20 protein-coding genes are annotated in these 19,715 nt (G+C 73.2%); 13 read left to right on the top strand and 7 right to left on the bottom strand.

Going from position 1 to position 19,715, the window contains the following annotated elements:
* Window positions 1–59: 59 nt before the first annotated feature.
* Both AC156L_RS38990 and AC156L_RS38985 read left to right on the top strand, forming a co-directional pair.
* Window positions 60–413 carry an ArsR/SmtB family transcription factor gene (locus tag AC156L_RS38990; protein ID WP_330873702.1) on the top strand — a complete coding sequence of 118 codons (354 nt, stop codon included), beginning with the start codon at window positions 60–62 and terminating at the stop codon, window positions 411–413.
* Window positions 410–868 carry an SRPBCC family protein gene (locus AC156L_RS38985; RefSeq protein WP_330873701.1) on the top strand — a complete coding sequence of 153 codons (459 nt, stop codon included), beginning with the start codon at window positions 410–412 and terminating at the stop codon, window positions 866–868. The genes AC156L_RS38990 and AC156L_RS38985 overlap by 4 nt, the downstream gene beginning before the upstream one ends.
* Window positions 869–926: 58 nt before the next feature.
* On the opposite strand, the gene AC156L_RS38980 is transcribed toward AC156L_RS38985, so the two are convergent.
* Window positions 927–3,725, bottom strand: coding sequence for an AfsR/SARP family transcriptional regulator (locus AC156L_RS38980; protein ID WP_330873700.1), 2,799 nt, complete (start codon window positions 3,723–3,725; stop codon window positions 927–929).
* Window positions 3,726–4,034: 309 nt separating this feature from the next.
* Between AC156L_RS38980 and AC156L_RS38975 the strand changes: the two genes are divergently transcribed.
* From AC156L_RS38975 to AC156L_RS38965, 3 genes are all read left to right on the top strand, one after another.
* Window positions 4,035–4,547 carry a sigma-70 family RNA polymerase sigma factor gene (locus tag AC156L_RS38975; RefSeq protein WP_330873699.1) on the top strand — a complete coding sequence of 171 codons (513 nt, stop codon included), beginning with the start codon at window positions 4,035–4,037 and terminating at the stop codon, window positions 4,545–4,547.
* A gap of 403 nt (window positions 4,548–4,950) precedes the next feature.
* Entirely contained in the window at window positions 4,951–5,433 is a 483-nt protein-coding gene (locus tag AC156L_RS38970) for a RidA family protein (RefSeq protein ID WP_330873698.1), read from the top strand.
* A gap of 62 nt (window positions 5,434–5,495) precedes the next feature.
* Window positions 5,496–6,332: a helix-turn-helix transcriptional regulator gene (locus AC156L_RS38965; RefSeq protein WP_330873697.1), complete on the top strand. Its 837-nt coding sequence runs from the start codon at window positions 5,496–5,498 to the stop codon at window positions 6,330–6,332.
* Here the strand turns inward: AC156L_RS38965 and AC156L_RS38960 are convergent.
* A complete protein-coding gene (locus tag AC156L_RS38960) occupies window positions 6,329–6,844 on the bottom strand; it encodes a hypothetical protein (protein ID WP_330873696.1) in 516 nt (171 codons plus the stop codon). The two genes, AC156L_RS38965 and AC156L_RS38960, sit on opposite strands and share 4 nt — an antisense overlap.
* Window positions 6,845–7,066: 222 nt before the next feature.
* Between AC156L_RS38960 and AC156L_RS38955 the strand changes: the two genes are divergently transcribed.
* On the top strand, window positions 7,067–7,195 hold the full coding sequence (locus AC156L_RS38955) for a hypothetical protein (protein ID WP_330873695.1): 129 nt from the start codon (window positions 7,067–7,069) through the stop codon (window positions 7,193–7,195).
* A 92-nt stretch (window positions 7,196–7,287) separates the two neighbouring features.
* Window positions 7,288–7,518: a hypothetical protein gene (locus AC156L_RS38950; RefSeq protein WP_330873694.1), complete on the top strand. Its 231-nt coding sequence runs from the start codon at window positions 7,288–7,290 to the stop codon at window positions 7,516–7,518.
* A gap of 30 nt (window positions 7,519–7,548) precedes the next feature.
* Here the strand turns inward: AC156L_RS38950 and AC156L_RS38945 are convergent, their stop codons facing one another.
* Window positions 7,549–8,115 carry a DUF3455 domain-containing protein gene (locus AC156L_RS38945; RefSeq protein WP_330873693.1) on the bottom strand — a complete coding sequence of 189 codons (567 nt, stop codon included), beginning with the start codon at window positions 8,113–8,115 and terminating at the stop codon, window positions 7,549–7,551.
* Window positions 8,116–8,531: 416 nt separating this feature from the next.
* On the opposite strand from AC156L_RS38945, the gene AC156L_RS38940 reads away from it, so the two are divergent.
* The 3 genes from AC156L_RS38940 to AC156L_RS38930 all read left to right on the top strand — a co-directional run bounded on the left by AC156L_RS38940 (window position 8,532) and on the right by AC156L_RS38930 (window position 12,994).
* Entirely contained in the window at window positions 8,532–9,254 is a 723-nt protein-coding gene (locus AC156L_RS38940) for a TetR/AcrR family transcriptional regulator (protein ID WP_330873692.1), read from the top strand.
* Complete coding sequence (locus tag AC156L_RS38935; RefSeq protein ID WP_330873691.1) at window positions 9,251–11,668, top strand: PEP/pyruvate-binding domain-containing protein; 2,418 nt, start codon at window positions 9,251–9,253, stop codon at window positions 11,666–11,668. The genes AC156L_RS38940 and AC156L_RS38935 overlap by 4 nt, the downstream gene beginning before the upstream one ends.
* Window positions 11,669–11,797: 129 nt before the next feature.
* Complete coding sequence (locus AC156L_RS38930) at window positions 11,798–12,994, top strand: cytochrome P450 (protein ID WP_330873690.1); 1,197 nt, start codon at window positions 11,798–11,800, stop codon at window positions 12,992–12,994.
* On the opposite strand, the gene AC156L_RS38925 is transcribed toward AC156L_RS38930, so the two are convergent.
* On the bottom strand, window positions 12,974–14,065 hold the full coding sequence (locus AC156L_RS38925; protein ID WP_330873689.1) for a threonine aldolase family protein: 1,092 nt from the start codon (window positions 14,063–14,065) through the stop codon (window positions 12,974–12,976). The two genes, AC156L_RS38930 and AC156L_RS38925, sit on opposite strands and share 21 nt — an antisense overlap.
* A 32-nt stretch (window positions 14,066–14,097) precedes the next feature.
* Window positions 14,098–14,787 carry a hypothetical protein gene (locus AC156L_RS38920; RefSeq protein ID WP_330873688.1) on the bottom strand — a complete coding sequence of 230 codons (690 nt, stop codon included), beginning with the start codon at window positions 14,785–14,787 and terminating at the stop codon, window positions 14,098–14,100.
* Between the two features lie 366 nt (window positions 14,788–15,153).
* Here AC156L_RS38920 and AC156L_RS38915 point away from each other — a divergent pair, with 366 nt between their 5' ends.
* Both AC156L_RS38915 and AC156L_RS38910 read left to right on the top strand, forming a co-directional pair.
* Window positions 15,154–16,296, top strand: a complete 1,143-nt coding sequence (locus AC156L_RS38915; RefSeq protein ID WP_330873687.1) for an alanine--tRNA ligase-related protein — start codon at window positions 15,154–15,156, stop codon at window positions 16,294–16,296.
* A 63-nt stretch (window positions 16,297–16,359) separates the two neighbouring features.
* A complete protein-coding gene (locus AC156L_RS38910) occupies window positions 16,360–17,397 on the top strand; it encodes a zinc-binding dehydrogenase (RefSeq protein ID WP_330873799.1) in 1,038 nt (345 codons plus the stop codon).
* Window positions 17,398–17,415: 18 nt separating this feature from the next.
* Here the strand turns inward: AC156L_RS38910 and AC156L_RS38905 are convergent, their stop codons facing one another.
* Both AC156L_RS38905 and AC156L_RS38900 read right to left on the bottom strand, forming a co-directional pair.
* A complete protein-coding gene (locus AC156L_RS38905) occupies window positions 17,416–18,213 on the bottom strand; it encodes an SAM-dependent methyltransferase (protein ID WP_330873686.1) in 798 nt (265 codons plus the stop codon).
* A 63-nt stretch (window positions 18,214–18,276) separates the two neighbouring features.
* Window positions 18,277–18,750 carry a DUF2000 domain-containing protein gene (locus tag AC156L_RS38900; RefSeq protein WP_330873685.1) on the bottom strand — a complete coding sequence of 158 codons (474 nt, stop codon included), beginning with the start codon at window positions 18,748–18,750 and terminating at the stop codon, window positions 18,277–18,279.
* Window positions 18,751–18,863: 113 nt separating this feature from the next.
* Between AC156L_RS38900 and AC156L_RS38895 the strand changes: the two genes are divergently transcribed.
* Window positions 18,864–19,346 carry an Lrp/AsnC family transcriptional regulator gene (locus AC156L_RS38895; protein ID WP_330873684.1) on the top strand — a complete coding sequence of 161 codons (483 nt, stop codon included), beginning with the start codon at window positions 18,864–18,866 and terminating at the stop codon, window positions 19,344–19,346.
* The last annotated feature ends 369 nt before the right edge of the window (window positions 19,347–19,715 follow it).

Here is a 19,715-nt window from a genome sequence, read left to right as displayed (position 1 = left end):
GACATCGGCGCGGTCCCGGCTATGTTTAACAAGTCGGTTAATTAACGAGTAGGTTAAACATGGCGAGCAGTGATCGGCTCAGCACCATCTTCGCGGCGTTGGCGGACCCCACGCGCCGGGCGATCCTCGCCCGGCTCGCGGACGGGGACGCGACCGTCTCGGAGCTGGCCGAACCGTTCGACATCAGCCTCCCGGCGATCTCCCGGCACCTGAAGGTGCTGGAGGGCGCGGGGCTCATCTCCCGCAGCCGCACGGCCCAGTGGCGGTCGAGCAGGCTGGAGGCGGGACCGCTGCGGGAGGCGACGGACTGGATGGAGCGGTACCGCCGGTTCTGGGACGCCAACTTCGACCGACTCGACGCCCACCTGCGTCGCATCCAAGCCCGAACGGACACCGAGAGGACCCAGACATGACCGAGGCGCCCAACACCGAACTGGTGATGACCCGAGTGTTCGACGCTCCCCGCGAGCTGGTCTACCGGGCCTTCACCGACCCCGACCAGCTGGCGCAGTGGTTCGGGCCGGTCGGGTTCAGCGTGCCGCGCGAGTCCGTCGACCTCGACGTGCGGGTCGGCGGGCACCAGCGGTTCACGATGGTGAGCGACGAGGACCCGTCCTTCACCTCCCCGGTGGACGCGACGTTCCTGGAGGTGGTGCCCAACTCGCTGCTCGTGGGCGCGGAGGCCTGGAACGGCGCGGGGAACCAGCCGCCCGTCGACCGGTTCTCGCTGCGGGTGGAGTTCCACGACGAGGGCGGGAACACGCGGGTCGTGCTGCGGCAGGGACCGTACACGGAGGAGATGGAGAGCATGGCCCGCCTGGGCTGGGAGAGCTCCTTCACCAAGCTGGACCGCCTGCTCGCGGGCTGAGGCGTCGGCCGGGGGATCGCGCCGGTGGTCGGAGGCGCGATCCCCGTGGTCGGAGGAGCTAGCTCGCGCTCGCCGCGGGCAGCGGGAACGGGAGCGGCTGCCCCAGCACCGTCGCCGCCAGCCTCGCGCAGTCCTCCGCGGACCTCGCGTCGCCCATGGCCAGGTGCGACGCCGAGAGGTTCCGCAGCGTCACCGCCTCGTTGTACACGTCCTGGAGGTCCCGGTGCGTCTCCAGCGCGTGCTTGTAGCACTCGACCGCCGTCGGGTACCGCCCCGCCCGGTGGTGGATCCTGCCGAGGCTGTCCTGCGACGCCGCCTCCAGCGGGCGGTTGCCGAGTTCCCGCGACCGCAGCAGCGCCAGTTCGCACAGGACGATCGCCTGCTCGTGGTCGCCGAGGTCGCTGTGCGCGCAGCCGACGTTGTTGAGGCAGTCGGCCTCCATCAGCTGGTCGCCGAGGATCCTGGCGATCTCGTGCGACCGGACCTCGTGCTCCAGCGCCTGCTGGTACATGTTCTGCCGGGTGCACAGGTCCGCGATGTTCTGGTGGGTGCGGCCCTCGCCCCTGAGGTCGCCGAGTTCCACGTACAGCTCCAGCGCCGAGCGGAAGTGGCTCGCCGCGCGCACCAGGTTGCCGAGGTGCTTGTGGGCGAAGCCGAGGCTGCGGTGGACGTACGCGCTGCCCTGCGCCTCGCCGGTCCGCTCGGTCGCCGCGAGCGCCGCCTCCTGCGCGACGACCTTCTGGTGCCAGTGGCCGTTGCGGTCCAGGTACGGGTCGAACGTCCAGCCGAGGCGCCAGGTGTGGTCGTCGAGGTGGTGTTCGGCCGCCATCTCGATGGCCGCGAACAACGTCGAGGAGGCCGCCGTGGTCCACGCCTGGGCGGCCGTGCGGTCGTCGATGACCTCCACCACCGAGCCCTCGCTCATCGGTCGCAGGGCGATGCGGGGGCGGTGCGGGTCGATCAGCGCCGCCGCGGTGAACGCGCTGTGCAGGTAGTGGTCCAGGACGCGGACGCGGGCCGCCCTGCGGTCCTCCGCCGGGTCCGTCGCGGTGGACAGCTCCGTCGCGTAGACGCGCACGAGGTCGTGCATGGTGTAGCGGCGCGGGGCGTGCTGGGTGACGAGGTGGCCGCGTTCCAGTTCGTCCAGCAGCGGCACGGCCTTCGCCACCGGCAGGCCCATGAGGCTGGCCGCCGCCCTGGTGGGGATCTCGGGGCAGGGGTGCAGGGACAGCAGGCGGAACACGTCCGCCGCGGCCGGGCTCAGCGCCTGGTAGGACCAGGTGAACGCCGCACGGGCGTCGATGATCGAGTCGGCGTCGGAGAAGCTGTCGAGGCTGTCGCTGGTCTCGCGCAGGGCCGCCGCCACGGCGCTGAGCGGGTGCAGCGGTTGGAGGGCGGCGCGGGCGGCGACCATCGCGAGCGCCAGCGGGAGGCCCGCGCAGAGTTCGATGATCTCCGAGACGGCCGCCGGGTCCGAGCCCACCGAGCGGCTGCCCAGCCTGCGGGCGAGGAACTCCCGCGACTCCGCCTTCGACAGCGGGGTCAGCAGCAGCGGGCGGGCGCCCTCCACCGCCACCAGCGACAGCAGCTGGTTGCGGCTCGTGACGACGACGTGGCAGCCGGGGGCGCCGGGCAGCAGCGGGCGGACCTGCTCCGCGTCGCGGGCGTTGTCCAGCACCACCAGGACCCGGCGTTCGGCCAGGACGCTGCGGTAGAGGCTCACCTGGGCGTCGAAGCCGACCGGGACGCGGGCCGACGGGACGCCCAGCTCGTCCAGGAAGCGGCGCACCGCGTCCTCCGGCTGCACGGCGTCGCCGGTCTGGTCGAAGCCGCGCAGGTTGAGGTAGAGCTGGCCGTCCGGGTAGAGGTGGGCGATGCGGTGCACGTAGCGGACCGCGAGGGTGGTCTTGCCGACGCCCGCCATGCCGCGGATGAGCGTCACGGCGGTGGCGCCGTGCGGGTCGTCGTGCTCGGCCAGCAGGTGTTCCAGCTCGTCCTTGCGGCCCGCGAAGACCGTGAGGTCGCGCGGGAGCTGGGCGGGCATCACCGACGGCGCGGGAACGGGGGCGTCGGCGAGCGGGGCGACCTCGTGCTGGACCTCCGGCCGCGGCGGCTCCACGTCCTCGCGCAGCACGGCCTCGTGGGCGGCGCGCAGCTCGGGGCCGGGGTCGATGCCGAGCTCCTCGGCCAGCCGGGCGCGGATGGTGGTGTGGACCTCCAGCGCGTCGGCCCGGTAGCCGGCCGCGGCGAGGGCGAGGATCAGCCGGGAGTGCGACGGTTCGTCGAACGGGTGCTGCGACGTCACCCGCTGCAACGGTACGAGCACCGGTTTCGGCAGGCCGCACCGCAGCGCGAGGTCGGTGGCCTCGTTGACCGCGGCGACGTGCTCGCGTTCCAGCGCGGTGAAGACGGCGTGCGAGCGGACCGGCGCGGGCGTGTTCGCCGCCACCGGTCCGTCCCACAGCGCGAGGGCCTCGGCGAACGTGTGGACGGCCTGGCGCTCGTCGCCCGCGTCGCGCTCGGCGCGCGCCCGCGCCATGAGGTCGCGGAAGCGCAGCAGGTCCAGCGTGGCGGCGTCGGTGGTGAAGCGGTAGCCGCCCGCGCCCCTGATCAGCCACCGCCCCGTCTCGCGGTGGCCCAGTTCCGGTTCCAGCGCGCGGCGCAGGGAACCGACGTAGCGGTGCAGCAGGTTGACGGCGCTGCCGGGGTGCTCCTCGCCCCATAGGGCGTCGACGAGCGACGCCACGCTCACGGGCTGCCCGCCGTGGGCGAGGAGCAGTGCGAGGACCGAGCGCTGCTGAGGTGGCCCCAGTTCCACCTCGACACCGTCGAGCCACGCGCGAAGGGGACCGAGCACGGCCAGTCGCAGGTTGCTTCGAGTGCTTTCTGGGAACAACTTCGCTCCGCCGCGGTAGGTGCCTCCCCCGAGGGGGGCACGTGGTCACACTTTAGTCATTGGTCGTCAAGTCGGGCGAACTACGGTGTGCGGGCAGTGGTTGGCCTTCTCCGACACAGGAGCGGCCCGGCGCGCCCCGGATACGCATTCGCCGGAAATCACGTCGCGCGCCGCGTCTCAACAGCGAGCACCACGTGTTTCCAGGGGTGAGGAAGACCGTTGCGGGACGGCGTGCCGTCCGACCGCCGGCGGTCTGGACAGGGGAGGACCGTGACGTCGCGACGCACCGGGGCCGATGCGCTGGTACGCCAGCTCTACTCCGAGCACGTGGGCGCGATCTTGGCCCACACCACCAGTTTGACCAGGGACAGGGGCGCGGCCGAGGACGTGACCCAGGAGACGCTCGTGCGCGCGTGGCAGCACAGCGAAGCGCTCTCCAACGGGCGCGGGTCGGTCAGGGGCTGGCTCCTGACGACCGCCACGAACATCGTGATCGACCTGTCGCGGCGCAGGAAGGTGCGTCCCCACGAGGTGTCGATCACACGGGACGGGGCGTCCGAGGCGCGGGCGCCGGGCGACCACGCCAAGTCCGTCGTGGACGGTGTGACGGTCCGCGAGGCGCTCGTCCGGCTGCGGCCCGAGCACCGGGAGGTGCTGGAGGAGGTCTACCTGCGCGGCAGCAGCATGGCCGAGGCGGCCGACACGCTGGACCTGCCCATCGGGACGGTGAAGTCGCGGTCCACCTCCGCGCGCCGGGCGATGCGGGAGCTGCTGGCGAACTAGGGGTTCGTTCACCCGGTCAACGATCCGGCTGGCGTGCGGTCGCTGGACCTCCGGGCCGAGTGGTCCGGTCCGCGGTGGGCACCTCCCGTGCGTCGACCGTTCAGGTCACGGGTCGCGACCGGGAGCCGCCGGAGCGCGTCCCGCTGACGGATGATCCGGGCGGTGGACGACCCGCACTGGGTGGCTGCGGTGATCCGGCGCGGCGGCCAGGACGTGCGCGCCGTTCTCGTCGCCGGGGGCCGGGGCGGGGGTGCTGCCCGCCGTCGGGAAGCCGTCCCTGGAGCAGGGCCGCACGCGGAGCAGCTCCGACGGGCCGTTCGAGGACCCACCCGTCCTCGGGCGCGGGCAGGCGGACCGCACGCGCTACCTGGAGGACCGCGGGCGCGGGGGTTAGCCTCGGTCGGTGCGCATCGAGTACAAGCTCGCGGAACTCGGTCTCCTGCTGCCCGAGCAACTCCGGCTGCCACCCGGCGTCTTCCTGCCGTTCCCGTGGGTCAGGGTGCACGGGAACAGGGCGTACGTCTCCGGCCACGGCCCCCTGAACCCCGACGGGACGCTCGCGGGCCCGTTCGGCAAGATCGACGTCGACGTCACCCCCGAGCAGGGCTACGTCTCGGCCAAGCTGACCGCGCTGGCGGTGCTGTCGAGCCTGCAACGGGAACTCGGCGACCTGGACCGCGTCACGGCGTGGCTGCGGGTGTTCGGGATGGTCGCCGCGTCCCCCGGCTTCGACACCGCGCCCGCCGTCGTGAACGGCTTCTCCGACCTCGTCCTCCAGCTCTGGGGGCCCTACGCGGGCAGCCACGCGCGGTCGGCCGTCGGCGTCGCGGAACTGCCGTTCGGCATCCCCGTGGAGATCGAGGCCGAGGTCGCCATCGCGGGCTGATCCCCTCATCGGGGGATCAGCAGTCCGGGGATCGGCTTGCGGAACCCTGTGACAATCGGGGTGTGGACCGCTCCGAGCTGGCTTCGTTCCTGCGCGTGCGCCGCGAGGCGCTCCGACCCGCCGACGTGGGCCTGGTGCCGGGCGCGCGGCGGCGGACACCGGGGCTGCGGCGCGAGGAGGTGGCGCTGCTCGCGAACATGTCGACCGACTACTACGAGCGGCTGGAGCAGGCGCGCGGCCCGCACCCGTCGCAGCCGCTGGTCGCCTGCCTGGCCCGCGCGCTGCGGCTGTCGACCGACGAGCGCGACCACCTGTACGTGCTGGCGGGCTACCCGCCGCCGGTGGCGCACGCGCCGAGCGGGTACGTCGACCCTGGGCTCATGCACGTGCTCGACGCGCTGACGACCGTGCCCGCGCTGGTGTGCGACGACCTCACGACGGTGCTCGCGCGCAACCCGTTGGGGGCGGCGCTGTTCGGGCCGTCTGCGGGCACGGCGGGCCGCGAGGACAACACGGTGTGGCGCTGGTTCACCGACCCGGCGAGCCGGGCCGTCTACCTGCCCGCGGAGCACGAGCAGCTCGGCCGGGGGTACGTGGCGGACCTGCGCGCGTCGGTGGTGCGGCGGGGGAAGGACCCGGTGGCCGCCGCGCTGGTCGCCGACCTGCTGGAGGTCAGCCCCGGGTTCGCGGCCGTCTGGGGGCTGCACGAGGTCAGGCCGATGCGGTCGAGCCGGAAGACCTACGTGCACCCGAGGGCGGGCGTGCTCCAGATGCAGTGCGACGTGATCGTCAGCCCGGACACGGGGTTGCGGCTGGTGTCCCTGCGCCCGCAGCCCGGCACGGGCAGCGCGGAGCGGCTCGACCTGCTCCGGGTGCTCGGCACCCAGGCGTTCGCCTAGCGCCGGACCCCCTGGAGCTGCCGGTAGGGCAGTGTGCGGCGGGCGCGCGGTGGCGGGCCCGCCGACGACTCGGAGACGGCCTGGAGCACCGCCAGCACCGCGGTGGCCGACGGCAGCCAGCGGCGCTCGTTGTGGGGTTCGAGCAGCCAGTTCGACCCGGCCTTCGGCGGCAGCGGCACCGTTCCGGGCGTGCGCAGCAGCGTGACGCCCTCCGGCATCTGCGCCTGGCTGAACACGCAGTCGTTGGTGTCGGCCAGCGCGGCGGCCCTGGGCTCCACCTCGTCGAGGTAGCCGATCACCGGACCCTGCACGTCCATTGTGGACATCAGTGACGCGGCGAGCGGGAACCACGTGCGGGGGAACAGGAATCCGGTCATCCCGTGCGTCAGGGACAGGGCGGGGACGCCGTCGACCAGCCGGACGTCCCAGCCCATCTGGTTCCGGTACCAGGTCAGCGCACGGCCCGCGTCGGTGTCGGGAGGTGCGTCGCGGCGCGGTGGACGTGGTGACATCGGCTGCCTCCTCGGTCTGGTGCGGATCGAGTTGAGCACAGAACCCCACGGCGGCGGACGAACTCTGCCCGAAAGACCCACGTGCCCTGCCCCCGTGTCAACCCGTGGGGCGATGATGTGAGCAATCACATGTCGCGTCAAGTCCCGGTAATGGTGCTCCGGCCTGTTGAGACGGCACCCTCGGACCTCCCGGTGACGTGGTTGGTACCCGTCGAGGACGAATTGATCTCTTCTCCCGAACGGGGGAACGTGCCGCGGTGGCCACCGGCGGGCGTCACCTGGCCGGTGCCGGGGGTGGTCGCGACCGAGCAGCTCGGGACCACCGGCCCGGAACTGCCGCCGCAGACCTGATCGGGGAATTGACGTAGCCGCTCCGGATCGCGCAAGTTGGTGGGCGGTGCCGCCGCGGTGCCGTTCGCCACCCCGCCGACCCGAGGAGACGCGTGCCCATCCACTGCCGGACCGTGTCGGGGAGAACAGCGGAGGCTCGGGTGGGCATCGACCCCGACTCCGGCAAGGCCATGATCGCGATGCCGCCTCCGGGGACCGGCGTGTTCGACTGGTACGAGCTCGACCAGCTCGCCGCGGCCATCGCCGAGGTGCGCAGGCGCATGGCCGTGCGCCCCGGCTCGCCCCGCCCGCCCGGAGACGCCCCGAAGCCGCGCCAGGTCTGATCCTCGACCCGGCGCGGCTCCGGTCCGCCGTCAGCCCTTCTTGTAGAAGTAGTACGTCGCGCTGTAGTAGACGTTCTTGAACGACTTGTCGGCCGGGTCGCACGTGCCGCTGGGCGCGAGGCCGCCGACGGTGTTGAGCCGGTGGATGTAGGTGACGTCGGCGAACGCGCCGGTGCCGGTGCTGTCGAGCCCGGTCAGGCGCAGCAGGGGGATCGCCCCGTCGCGCGCGGGCGAGCTGACCGCGCCGCCGCCGTGGACGCGGCTGCCGTCGCGGAGCGACTGCCAGTACGGGCCCGCCGGGAGGGTCGCGTCGACCCCTCCGAAGTGGACCCCGATGTCGCCCCTGGTGGAGAGCCTGGCCTTCGGGGCGTGCAGCGTCCACGTGCCCGCGGCGCTGCACTCGTACACCTGGTAGCCGACGGCGTCGTAGCGGGAGCTCACGTGGTTCCCGGCGGGGACCGAGAGCTCCGAGGGCACGGCCGGTGCGGCCACGGCGGGAGCGGCCTGCGCGACGGCCGGGGCCAGTGCCACCAGACCGCCCGCGACCGCCACGGCGGCGGCCGTCAACCTGGTGCTGGAACGGCGTGCGGAAATCATCAGCAGTTCTCCAAGGGTGTGGAAACCGATCGCCGACAATCTAGGGGTGTTCGGACGGAATTGCTCCTGTTGAGACAGGATTCCAGGCGAGCGCCGTCCGGGTAGACCGATCGATTCGCGCTGGTGACAGGGGTTGCGCGGTCCGTGAATGTCCGATTCGCCCTGGTCGGCCGTAGCGTCGGTGAAGGCGATTTCCCTGGCAGGGCGCTGTTTTTCCGGGGTTGTGGGAATCGTTGCTCGGCAGTCTCGGAAAACCGTCGCCCTCGCTGCGGAGAAATGGTGATCCTCAGCGTTGAACCATTTCCGCGACGCGTACGTAGGCCATGACCGGGCGGGTGATTGGTCCAGGTTCGACACTGCGGTTGACCTGTTGACTGAACTTGTACATCTGGTCAATTGGGTGCACGATGGTCGCTGTGACGAGCAGGAGAGTGCGGACGGACGACGTCGAGGGGCGTCGGGCGCGGGCCGAGGCGGTGCTGGCGGCGGCGAGCGGGCTGATCGAGCGGTGGGGCTACGACAAGACCACCGTCGAGGACGTCGCGCGTACCGCGGGCATCGCGAAGGGGACGGTCTACCTGCACTGGAAGACCAGGGACGAGCTGTTCACCGCCGTGCTGCGCCGGGAGCGGCTGCTGATGGTCGGCGCGGTGCGCGACCGCCTGGTGGACCGGCCGGGGCCGCGGGCGCTGTTCCGGCACTTCGCGGAGGCGCTGATGGGCAGGCCGCTGCTGCGCGCGGTGCTGCTCAACGACCTCGCCGTGGTGGGGAGGCTGTCGGAACGGGTGCGGGAGCGCGCCCCGTGGCGCCCCTCGTTCAGCGACTTCCTGGCCATCCTGCGGGCTCACGGCGCGGTCGACGCGACGCGCGGCGAACTCGGGCAGGTCACCCTGGTCAACGCCGCCTACCTCGGGGTGCTCACGACCGCGGCGCTGCTGCCCGAGCCGATGCGGCTGTCCCCCGACGAGCAGGCCGACCTGATCGCCGACATGGTCGCGGACACCCTCCGCCTGACCGGCGGCGACGACCCGGCCGCGCTCGACCGGGCGATCGCCGACCACGTCGAGGCCACGTTCGTCTCCGCGCGACGGGAACTGGCCGAGGTCATGGGCCTCGTACCGGAAGGCGCGGACTCGTGACCGCGACGGTCCTGCCGCTGGCCGACCCGGCCGCCGACCTGCTCACCGCGGGGGGCAAGGGCGAATCGCTGGCGAAGCTCACCACCGCGGGCCTCCCGGTGCCGCCGGGCTTCCACGTCACGACGGCCGCCTACCGCGCGTTCGTCGCGCACCACGGCCTGGCCGCCGGGATCGCGGGCGCGTCGCACCGGGAGGTCGTCGACCTGTTCGCCGGGCACGAACCGCCCGCCGAGGTGGCGGCCGCCATCACCCGCGCCTACGCGGACCTGGGGGAGGGGCCCGTGGCGGTCCGCTCGTCCGCGACGGCCGAGGACCTGCCCGACGCGTCGTTCGCGGGGCAGCAGGACACGTTCCTCGACGTCACCGGTACCGATGCGGTGCTGGCCGCGGTGAAGCGCTGCTGGGCGTCGCTGTGGACGGAGCGCGCGGTCGACTACCGCGCCCGCCACGGCGTCGAGCCCGCCGACGTGGCCATCGCGGTCGTGGTGCAGCGGATGGTGCCCGCCACGTCCGCGGGGGTCCTGTTCACCGCCGACCCGGTGACCGGTGCGCGCGACCGGCTGGTCGTGAACGCCGTGCGCGGGCTCGGCGAGGCCCTGGTCTCCGGCGACGCCGACCCGGAGGTGGTCGTGCTGGGCGCCTGCGGCATCACCGAGCGGCACGGCGACCGGGTGCTCTCCGACGAGACCGCGCTGGAGCTTGCCGGGCTCGGCCGCCGGATCGAGGAGCTGTACGGGCGGCCGGTGGACGTCGAGTGGGCCGTGCACGACGGTGAGGTGTTCGTGGTGCAGGCCCGGCCGATCACCGTGGCCGCGCACGAGGAGTGGAACGACAGCCTCGACGGCGACTACCTGTGGACGTGCGCCAACCTCGGCGAGGCGATCCCGAGCGTGATGACCCCCGCGACCTGGTCGCTGGTCGACGTGTTCATGTCCGAGACGATGTCCGTGCCGCGCCTCGGACCGCACCGCATGGCGGGCAACATCGGCGGTCGGTTCTACCTCAACCTCAGCGTCGCCCTCGGCGTGAGCGCGGCGCTGGGCATCGAGGACCTGGCGCGCCGGGCCACCGAGCAGGCCTTCGGTCGCCTTCCGTCCGATGTGGAGGTTCCGCCGCTGCCGATGACGCGGTGGAGCATCCTGCGCGCGGCGGTGCCGGGCGCGCTGGCGTTCCTGCGGCGGATCCGCCCGTACCGGAAGGAGCTGCCCGCGCTCGTCGAGCGGGCCCGCCGCCGGTGCGACGACCTGCGGGCGCGGATCGGCCGGACGACGACGGCCGCCGACCTGGCCTCGCTGTGGCGCGCGGAGGTCGACCCGCTGCTGCGCGACACCAGCCGGATGCTCGGCGCGGGGGCGCGGCTCGACGGGGCCGGGCTGGTGCGGATCCGGCCGTGGCTGCTCAAGCTGGTCGACGAGGGCGACGCCAACGCGCTGCTCAGCGGCCTGCACACCGGCACCGGTCCGCTGGCCAGCCTCGGGCCGGTCGTCGGGCTCGACCAGGTCGCGCGCGGGGAGATGAGCCGCGAGGAGTTCACCCGCGACTGGGGCCACCGATGCCCGGACGAGTTCGAGATCTCCGTGCCGCGCCCGGTCGAGGACCCGGAGTGGCTCGACCGCGAGGTCGAGGGCGTGCGGGCCGCGGTGACCGACGTGCGGACCCTCCTGGCGCGGCAGCGGGAGGCCCGGTCCGCCGCGCTCGACCGGTTCCGCGCGCGGCACCCCGGCAAGGTCGCCACGCTGGAGAAGCGCATGGCCCGTGCCGGGCGCGCGGCGCGGGGGCGGGAGGACGGCCGGTCGGAGGTGATCAGGGCCTTCTGGGTGCTGCGGGTGTTCTTCCTGCGCGCGGGGGAGGTGACCGGTCTCGGCGACGACGTGTTCTTCCTGGCGGCGGACGAGCTGCTGACCGTCCTGGACGGTGACCGCGCGCCGGTCGAGCGGGTCGCGGCCCGCCGCGAGACCCACCGCCGCTACGCCGCCCTGCCGCCGTACCCGACGCTCGTGCGCGGTCGCTTCGACCCGTTCCGCTGGGCCGCGGGCGCGGACCGCCGCGCGGACGTGTTCGACGAGACGCGCGACATCGCCCCGCTCGGCGACGCGGTCACCGGCTTCCCCGGCGCGGCGGGCGTCGTGGAGGGCATGGTCCGCGTGGTGGCGGCCGTCGCGGACGGGGCGGCGCTGCGGACCGGCGAGGTGCTGGTGACGACCGTGACCAACGTCGGCTGGACACCGCTGTTCCCGCGGGCCGCCGCCGTGGTCACCGACATCGGCGCACCGCTGTCGCACGCGGCGATCGTGGCGCGCGAACTGGGCATCCCGGCCGTGGTGGGCACGGGCAACGCGACGACCCGGCTCCGCACCGGCGACCGGGTCCGGGTGGACGGCGGCCGGGGCACGGTGGAGGTGCTGGTGGACTGACGTCGTGCCGGAGCCGCCGCGGACGAACGTCCGCGGCGCGCTCGTGATGGCGGTACTGCTCGTGCTCGCCGCGTCCTATCCTCGCGACCGTCGCCAGACCGCGTGATCGACAACGGTGGAGGAAGTGCCATGACGAGCGTCGCGAAGCCGAGCCTCCTGCCCGACATCTTCTCGGTGGAGTACTACGCCGACCCGTTCCCCACGCTCGCGTGGCTGCGGGAGAACGACCCCGTCACCGAGGTGGCCCTGCCGTTCGCCGACCTGGACCTGTGGCTGCTGACCCGCCACGACGACGTCCGCGCCCTGTCCACGGACCCGCGGCTCAGCGCCGACACCCGGTCGGCGAGCGAGCGGTTCCTGGCGTCGGGGCTCGCGATGGGCGTCGGCACGGGCTGGGAGCGGGCGTTCGTGCTCGACCCGCCGGACCACACGCGCCAGCGCCGGGTCGTCGGCGGGACGCTCACGCCGAGGGTGGTCGCCGGGTGGGAGTCGGTCGTCTCCCGCACCGCCGCCGAGCTGGTGGACGCGATGACGGAGGAGGACGAGCCGGACCTGCTGCACTCGTTCGCCTACCCGCTCGCGATCACCACGATCGGCACGGTGCTCGGCGCGCCCCAGTCGGACCACGCGATGCTGCGCGGCTGGTCCGACGCGGCGACCAGCCCGGACCGCGAGGCCGCCAACGCGGCGCTGCTCGCGACGCTCGACTACGTGCGCGGCCAGATGGAGGTCAAGCGCGGCAGGCAGGGCGACGACCTGCTGTCGTTGCTGCTGCGGGCGTCCGACGGTGAGGACCGACTCGACGACGACGAGGTGGCCGCCGTCGCGGCGAACCTGCTGGGCGCGGCCTACGACACGACGGCGAACTTCCTCGCCAACGCGGTCGTCGCGCTCCTCGACCACCCCGACCAGCCGCGCGCGGCCGTGACGGACCGGGTCGTCGAGGAGTTGCTGCGCCACTCCGGGCCGGTGCTGCTGTCGCCGGTGTTCCGCTTCGCGGTCGAGCCGGTCGAGCTGCACGGCGTCACGATCCCGGAGGGCGCCACGCTCGGGTTCCTCGTCGGGGCGGCCAACCGCGACCCGCACGTGTACGCCGAGCCGGACCGGCTGTCGGCCGCCAGGACCGACCCGCCGCACGTCGCCTTCGGCCACGGCCCGCACCACTGCGTCGGCGCCGCGCTGGCCAGGCTGGAGGCCCGCATCGGTCTGACCACGCTGTTCGCCCGCTTCCCGAACCTCGGGTTCGGTGTCGAGCGCTCGCGGCTCGCCCACCGGGTCTCGCCGTTCATGTACGGCTTCGCCGCGCTACCGGTCACCCTCGACTGAGGCGAGCAGGTCGGCGAACAGCGACGCCGCCTCGGCGTCCGTCACCGCCGAGGTCGCCTCGCCGACCACGACCTCCACCGCGGACAGCCCCGGCACGTCGGTCTCGGCGGCACCGGGGAACAGCCACGTGCCGGTGCGCTCGGCGAGCCGCAGGTGCGCGTCGCGCAGCGCCTCGGGCGAACCGGGCAGGAACACGCGGAACCCGTTGGTCTGCGGCTCGTCGACGGTGACACCGGCGACGCCCGCGAGGGCGGCGGCCAGGGTGATCGCCCGGTCGCGGTAGGCCGACATCCGCGGCAGGTACCGGTTCAGGCCGTCGATCGCCGCGAGCGCGTTCGGGTAGTTCGCGTACACGTCGGCCCCGTGCCGGGTGAGCCACGGCGTGGCCCGCGCCAGGAAGTCCTCCGACCCGACCAGCGCGCACCCCGCGAGCCCGCCGAGTCCTTTGTAGAACGACACGTACACCGAGTCCGCCAGGTCGGCCAGCTCGCTCAGCTCGCGGCCGTAGTGCGCCGCCGACTCCCACAGGCGTGCGCCGTCGACGTGCAGCGGCACCCCGCGCTCGCGGCACCACCGCGACAGGGCGACCAGGTCGTCCCACTCCGGCAGCGCGAACCCGGCGTTGCGCAGCGGCAGCTCCACGGTGACCACGCCGAGCGGCTCACCCGCGGCGTCCAGGTCCTCGACGCCGAACCCGCGCTTCCCGCCCAGCCGCACGCCGCGCAGCGGGTGCAGCCGCTCGAAGGCGCCCAGTTCGTCGGAGTCGATGTGGCTCAACGGGTGCAGAGCCACGGTCGCGACCCTGCTGGTGTCCGTCCACGTCCGCAGCGCGGCCTGCTGGGCGATGACGCCCTTGACCACGAACCGCGCGGCGGGCTTGCCCAGCAGCTCGGCGACCCGGCGTTCCAGCAGGGCCACGGGATCGCCCGTGCCGTAGACGTCCGGGTAGCCCTCGGACTCCGGCAGGGCGATCAGCCCCGCCAGCCGTTCGCGCATCGTCGGCTCGCCGTGACCGGACAGCGACCTGGTGCAGCTCCGGCGGACCCGGAGGCGTTTCTCGACATCGGACACGGATCCACCGTCCCACACCGCCCGGCCCCCGGTCACCCGGATCGGCACGACACCCAGCGCGAGCTGTCCGGCAGCTCCACGCAGAACGGCCGGGCGGCGCTCGTCGCGGTGGTGCGCAACGGGGTCCCGTCGTCGTCCACCACGAGTTCCCCGGTGCCCACGCCCGACGTCCACGGGATGCGCAGCCGCCACTCGACGTCGTCGGTGGTCGACACCGGCCGGATCACGATCTGGTCCGGTTCCGTGCCGGTGACCTGGTACGGGAACTCGGCGGGCTCCCCGTCCGGGGCCAGCAGGACCGTCGGGCGGTCCAGGTCGGCGGTCAGGAAGCCGGGCGGCAGCGCGGCGTCGCACGGCGCGGGCAGGAACACCCCCGGCAGCGCCGGGCGGCGGCTGACCACCTCGACGACCGGCGGCCCCAGCACGATCTCGTCACCGGTCAGGCCGCGCACGGTCACCGTCACCGCGCCACCGCTGCCCAGCACCGACCCCGACGGCCTGCCCGCCATCGGGATCGGCGCGTCGCCGGTGTCCGGCACGACCCACCCGGACGCGCAGTGGTCCCGGACGCCGATGCTGGTCACCGCCGCGACCGCGCCCTCGGGCGCGAGCACCGACGCCCAGACGCAGGCGCTCGCGAGGAACAGCACGGCGATCACCCCGGAGACCGCGAACGGCTCGTGCTGTTCCCGTCCGGGGTCCCCCGCCGTGCTCGTCGCCACGGTGCTGACATCGGGGCCGGTGCCGTGCGCGTAACGGTGCCGTGCCGAATCGTTGCCGGGCCGCCGCCCGTCCCGATCGCCGGTTGTTCGGCGCGACCTGCGTGAACGGTGGCGGACCCGCGTCGCCGCCTTCACCCGGAAGGCCCAGCGGCTCCACAGTGGACGGTTAAACGACTTGCGCCGCGGCCTAGGGTGGGAGGCATGTCGGTCCACCCGCAGCACGTCGCCGCGGCCGCGCGAGCTCCCCGCTCGTCGGTCGCCGCCGCTGCCTGACCTCGACACCCCCCCGGCGACCGGAAACGGTCCGTCCGGTTCCGCCGTGGCCCTTTCCGGTCGTCCCACCACTCCAGGGATCGGACCTCCGCCATGGACACCCAGCACGTCATCGACACGTTCCTCGACTTCTTCACCTCGCGCGGCCACCGCGGGCTGACCGGCACGTCGCTGCTGCCGCCACCCGGCGACCCCGTCCTGTTCACCACGTCCGGCATGCACCCGCTGACCCCGTTCCTCGAAGGCCGGGAGCACCCGCTGGGAGACCGGCTGGTCAACGTCCAGCGCTGCCTGCGGACCACCGACCTGGACGAGGTCGGCGACCCGACGCACCTGACCGTGTTCGAGATGCTCGGGTCGTGGTCGCTGCGCTCCTACGAGGGGCCGCAGAGCCTGAGGTGGGGCTTCGAACTGCTCCGCGACGGGTTCGGCGTCGACCCCGGCCTGGTGCACGTCACCGTGTTCGGCGGTGACGACCAGGTCGGCCCGGACACGGGGTCGCTGAGCACGTGGACCTCGCTCGGCGTCCCGGTCGAGCTGACGGTGTCGGACAACTGGTGGTCCAACGGGCCGACCGGGCCGTGCGGGCCGGACAGCGAGGTGTTCGTGTGGACGGGCGACGGCCCGCCGACCGGCACGCCCACCACCGACGACCGGTGGGTGGAGGTGTGGAACCACGTCATGATGCGCTACCGGCGGCACCCCGACGGCTCGCTCACGCCCCTGTCGGACTCCACGGTGGACACCGGCATGGGGCTGGAGCGGCTGCTGATGGTCCTTCAGGGCACCCGCTCGGTGTTCGAGACCGACCTGCTCACGCCGTGGGTGAGCGGCCTGCCGTGGGACCTGGCGGATCCCCGGCTGGTCGTCGACCACCTGCGGTCGAGCGTCGTGGTGATCGGCGACGGCGTGACCCCGTCGAACACCGGCCGGGGCTACGTGCTGCGCAGGCTGCTGCGGCGCGTGCTCACCGCCCTGTGGCGCGACGATCCCGACCGCACCCTGTCCGACCTGCCGGAACCGCTGGTGCGCTCGACGCTCACGCACTTCGGGCAGGAGCCGGTCCCGGTGTTCGAGGTGCTGCGCGAGGAGGAGCGCCGCTTCCGCTCGCTGGTGACGCGGGGGCGGTCCCTGCTGTCGCGCTACCGCGACCCGCTGACCGAGCGGGACCTCCGGTACCTGCACGAGACGCACGGCATCCCGCGGGAGCTGGTGGGGCTGCTGCGGGAGATGTAGGGGCCCCAGCGCTGCCCCAACCGGCGGGTGGATCACCGGGAGCGCCCCCATACTCGAACCGTGATGCTCGCGGCCCGCCTCAACCTCGCCACGCTGGAGTTCGCCGTCGAGCGGGTGCCGATCCCGGAACCCGGCCCCGACGAGGTGCTGGTGGAGGTGGCGGCCGCGGGCGTGTGCCTGTCGGACCTGCACCTGATCGACGGCACGCTCCGGGTGTGGAACAACGACCGGCCGAAGCTGACCCTCGGCCACGAGGTGTCCGGGACGGTCGCGGTCCTCGGCTCGGACGTGCCGCCGTCGGTCACGGTCGGCCGCCGGGTGATCCTCCAGGCAGGGCAGAGCTGCGGTCGCTGCGAGCTGTGCGTCCGAGGCCGCCCGTGCCTGACCGGTCTGACCAGGGGCGTGAACTACGACGGCGGGTGGGCGCGGTACACGCTGGCCAGGCACGACACGCTCGTGCCGATCCCCGACCACCTGCCGTTCGACGAGGCCGCCATCATCCCGGACGCCGTGTCCACCCCCTACGCGGCGATCAACTCCACCGCGGGCGTCCGGCCCGCGCAGTCCGCGGGCGTGTGGGGAGTGGGAGGTCTGGGCGCGCACGCCGTGCAGGTGCTGCGCACCATCGGGGCCGCGCCGATCGTCGCGGTCGACCCGCTGCCGAGCGCCCGCGACCGCGCGCTGGTGTTCGGCGCGGACCTGGCCCTCGACCCCGCCGCGCCGGACTTCGTCCAGCGGGTCCGCACGGCCACCGACGGCCGCGGCCTCGACCACGCGTTCGACTTCGCGGGTGCCCCGGCGGTGCGCGACCAGGCCGCCGAGGTGCTCGGGCTCGGCGGCGCGCTGGTGCTGGTCGGGTTGGTGGGCGGTCCGCTCACCCTGACCGACGGCATCGGGTTCAGCGTGCGCGGCCAGCGGCTCCTCGGCCACTACGGGTCCGCGCCGGAGGACGTGGAGGCGCTGGTCAACCTGACCGCCTACCACCGCCTGGATTTCGCCGAGTCGATCAGCGGCCACGTCCCGCTCGCGGACGCGGCGGAGGCGGTGCGGATGCTGGCGAACCGGGTCGGCGACCCGATCCGCCTCGTCCTCGTGCCCTGACGGCCGGTCCGCTCGTCCTCAGACCTTGCGGCCGACGCCCGCGTAGACGTCCTCGGGGCTGGTGTCGTAGTCGACCTCGGGCCGCCAGCGCGGGGCGCTGACGACGCCGGGGTCGAGCACCTCCAGCCCGTCGAACATGCCCGCGAACTCGGCGTGCGACCGGAAGTACATCGGGTCGCGGCTGTTCTTCATCGCCGCCACGACCTCCGCCATCTCCTCCGGCTTGCCGTCGGCGGTCAGGTGCGACAGCGCGACGAGGCTGCCGGGCGGCAGCGCGTCGAAGTACTGGGCCAGCACCTCGTGCGGCTCCTTCTCGTCCGGCACGAAGTGCAGCACCGCCACCACGAGCAGCCCGATGGGCCGGTCGAAGTCCAGCATCGTCCGCACCGCGGGCGCGGCCAGCACGCGCTCCGGCCTGGTCGCGTCTGCCGCCACGACGGTCGCGTTGTCGTTGCCCTGCAACAGCAGTTCGCTGTGGGTCACGGCGACCTCGTCGTAGTCCACGTACACCACGCGGGCGCTCGGGTCGGCCTGCTGGGCGATCTCGTGCACGTTGCCGACCGTCGGGATCCCGGACCCGAGGTCCAGGAACTGCGTGATGCCCTGCTCGATCATGAACAGGACCGCCCGCCGCAGGAACGCCCGGTTCGACCCGGCGATCTGGCCGCCGTTCGGCAGTACCCGCAACACCTTCTCACCCACGACGCGGTCGACCGCGAAGTTGTGCCCGCCGCCCAGCAGGTAGTCGTAGACCCTGGCGGCGCTGGGGAGTTCGGTGTTGATGGAGTCCGGCACCCAGGCGGGACGATCGGTCATCGCGCACCTCGCACTAGTCGGGGGCCAGCAGACTAGCGGCCACCCGGCCGCACCGGGCGTCGGTCAGCGCAGCAGCGACAGCTTGCCGACGAGCTTGTCCACCTTGTTGCGCGGCCCCACGATGCTCACCGCGTAGTAGGTCAGGTCGGCGGCCTCGGTGCCCGCCACCGCGGCCAGGTACTCGTCGTACACCCGGCTGGTCTGCGCCTGCTCGGGCATGTCGACCACCAGCAGCCCCTCCTTCGTCATCGCCCTGGACCGGACCTCCCCGACCGTCGCGGAGTCCCCGGCCAGGATCGAGCACCCCGTCCACGGCAGGCCGGGGTGGTGCGTGCCCGACGCGTCCGTCGTGCCGGGCCCGAGCAGCGTCGGGATGGCGTGCCCGACGGCCGCCGCCATGCACACGGCGGCGTTCGCGATGAGCCCCGCGCCGAGCGCGGTGTCCACGACCATCACCCACTTCAGCCTGGCGTTGCGGGTGGGCAGGTCGGTGCGGATCTCGTGGGGCTCCAGGGCGGGAACGACGGCGGTGGTCATGTGACTCCTTCACACGGGCTTTCGCCACACGTATGCGTGTTGATGCGGCGATACTAAGCACGAAATCCGGAGTCCGATATCGTCGTCGAACTTAATTCGGCGGAAGGGGCGGCATGGCCGACTTGGACGAACTTGATCAGGCACTCCTGCGGGAACTGCAGCACGACGCACGGCGCACCAACCGCGAACTGGCCGCCGCCACCGGCGTCTCCCCGTCCACCTCCCTGGAACGCGTCCGCTCGCTCCGCGAACGCGGTGTCATCCGCGGCTTCCTGGTCGACCTCGACCTGGAGGAGGTCGGCCGCCCCGTGCAGGCGCTGATCTCGGTCCGCGTCCGCCCGCCGTCGCGGGTCAACATCGAGGCGTTCCGCGAATGGGCGGCCCGCCTCCCGGAGACCGTCGGCGTGTTCGTCGTGGCGGGCGGCGAGGACTTCCTCATCCACGTCGCCGTACCCGACAACAAGTTCCTCTACGCCTTCGTCATCGACCGCCTCACCCAGCGACCCGAGGTCGCCGACGTTCGCACCAGCGTCGTCTACGAACACATCCGCAGCCCGGTCATCGAACCGGCGACCCCGATCCGCCCGCGCCGCTGACCGCCAGCGACCACGACGAGGCCGGGTGCCGAGATGGCTCCGGTCTCACGCTGACCCCGGTCCTGCGGTGGCCGGGGTTCTGCGGTGGCCGGGGTTCCGCGGTGGCCGGGGTCTTGCGGTGGCAGGGTCTCGCGGTGGCCGGGGTTCTGTCGTGGTCGTGGTGGCGGGGTGTCGGGATAGCCGGGTTCCGCGGTCGTCCGGTGTTCGGGTGACAGGGATGCCGCGCAACCAGGGCCCGCACCGGCCTGGCTTCCGTGACAGCCGGGATGCCGCGACAGCCGGGCTTCCTCGGCAGCCGGGCTTCCTCGGCAGCCGGAATGCCTCAGCGACCGGAATGCCTCAGCGTCCGGCGTTCCGGGGCTTCTGGGG

The sequence above is a fragment of the Umezawaea sp. genome (assembly GCF_057122925.1).
Note: the sequence above shows the minus strand (reverse complement) of the source record. Positions and strands in the feature narration are given on the sequence as shown.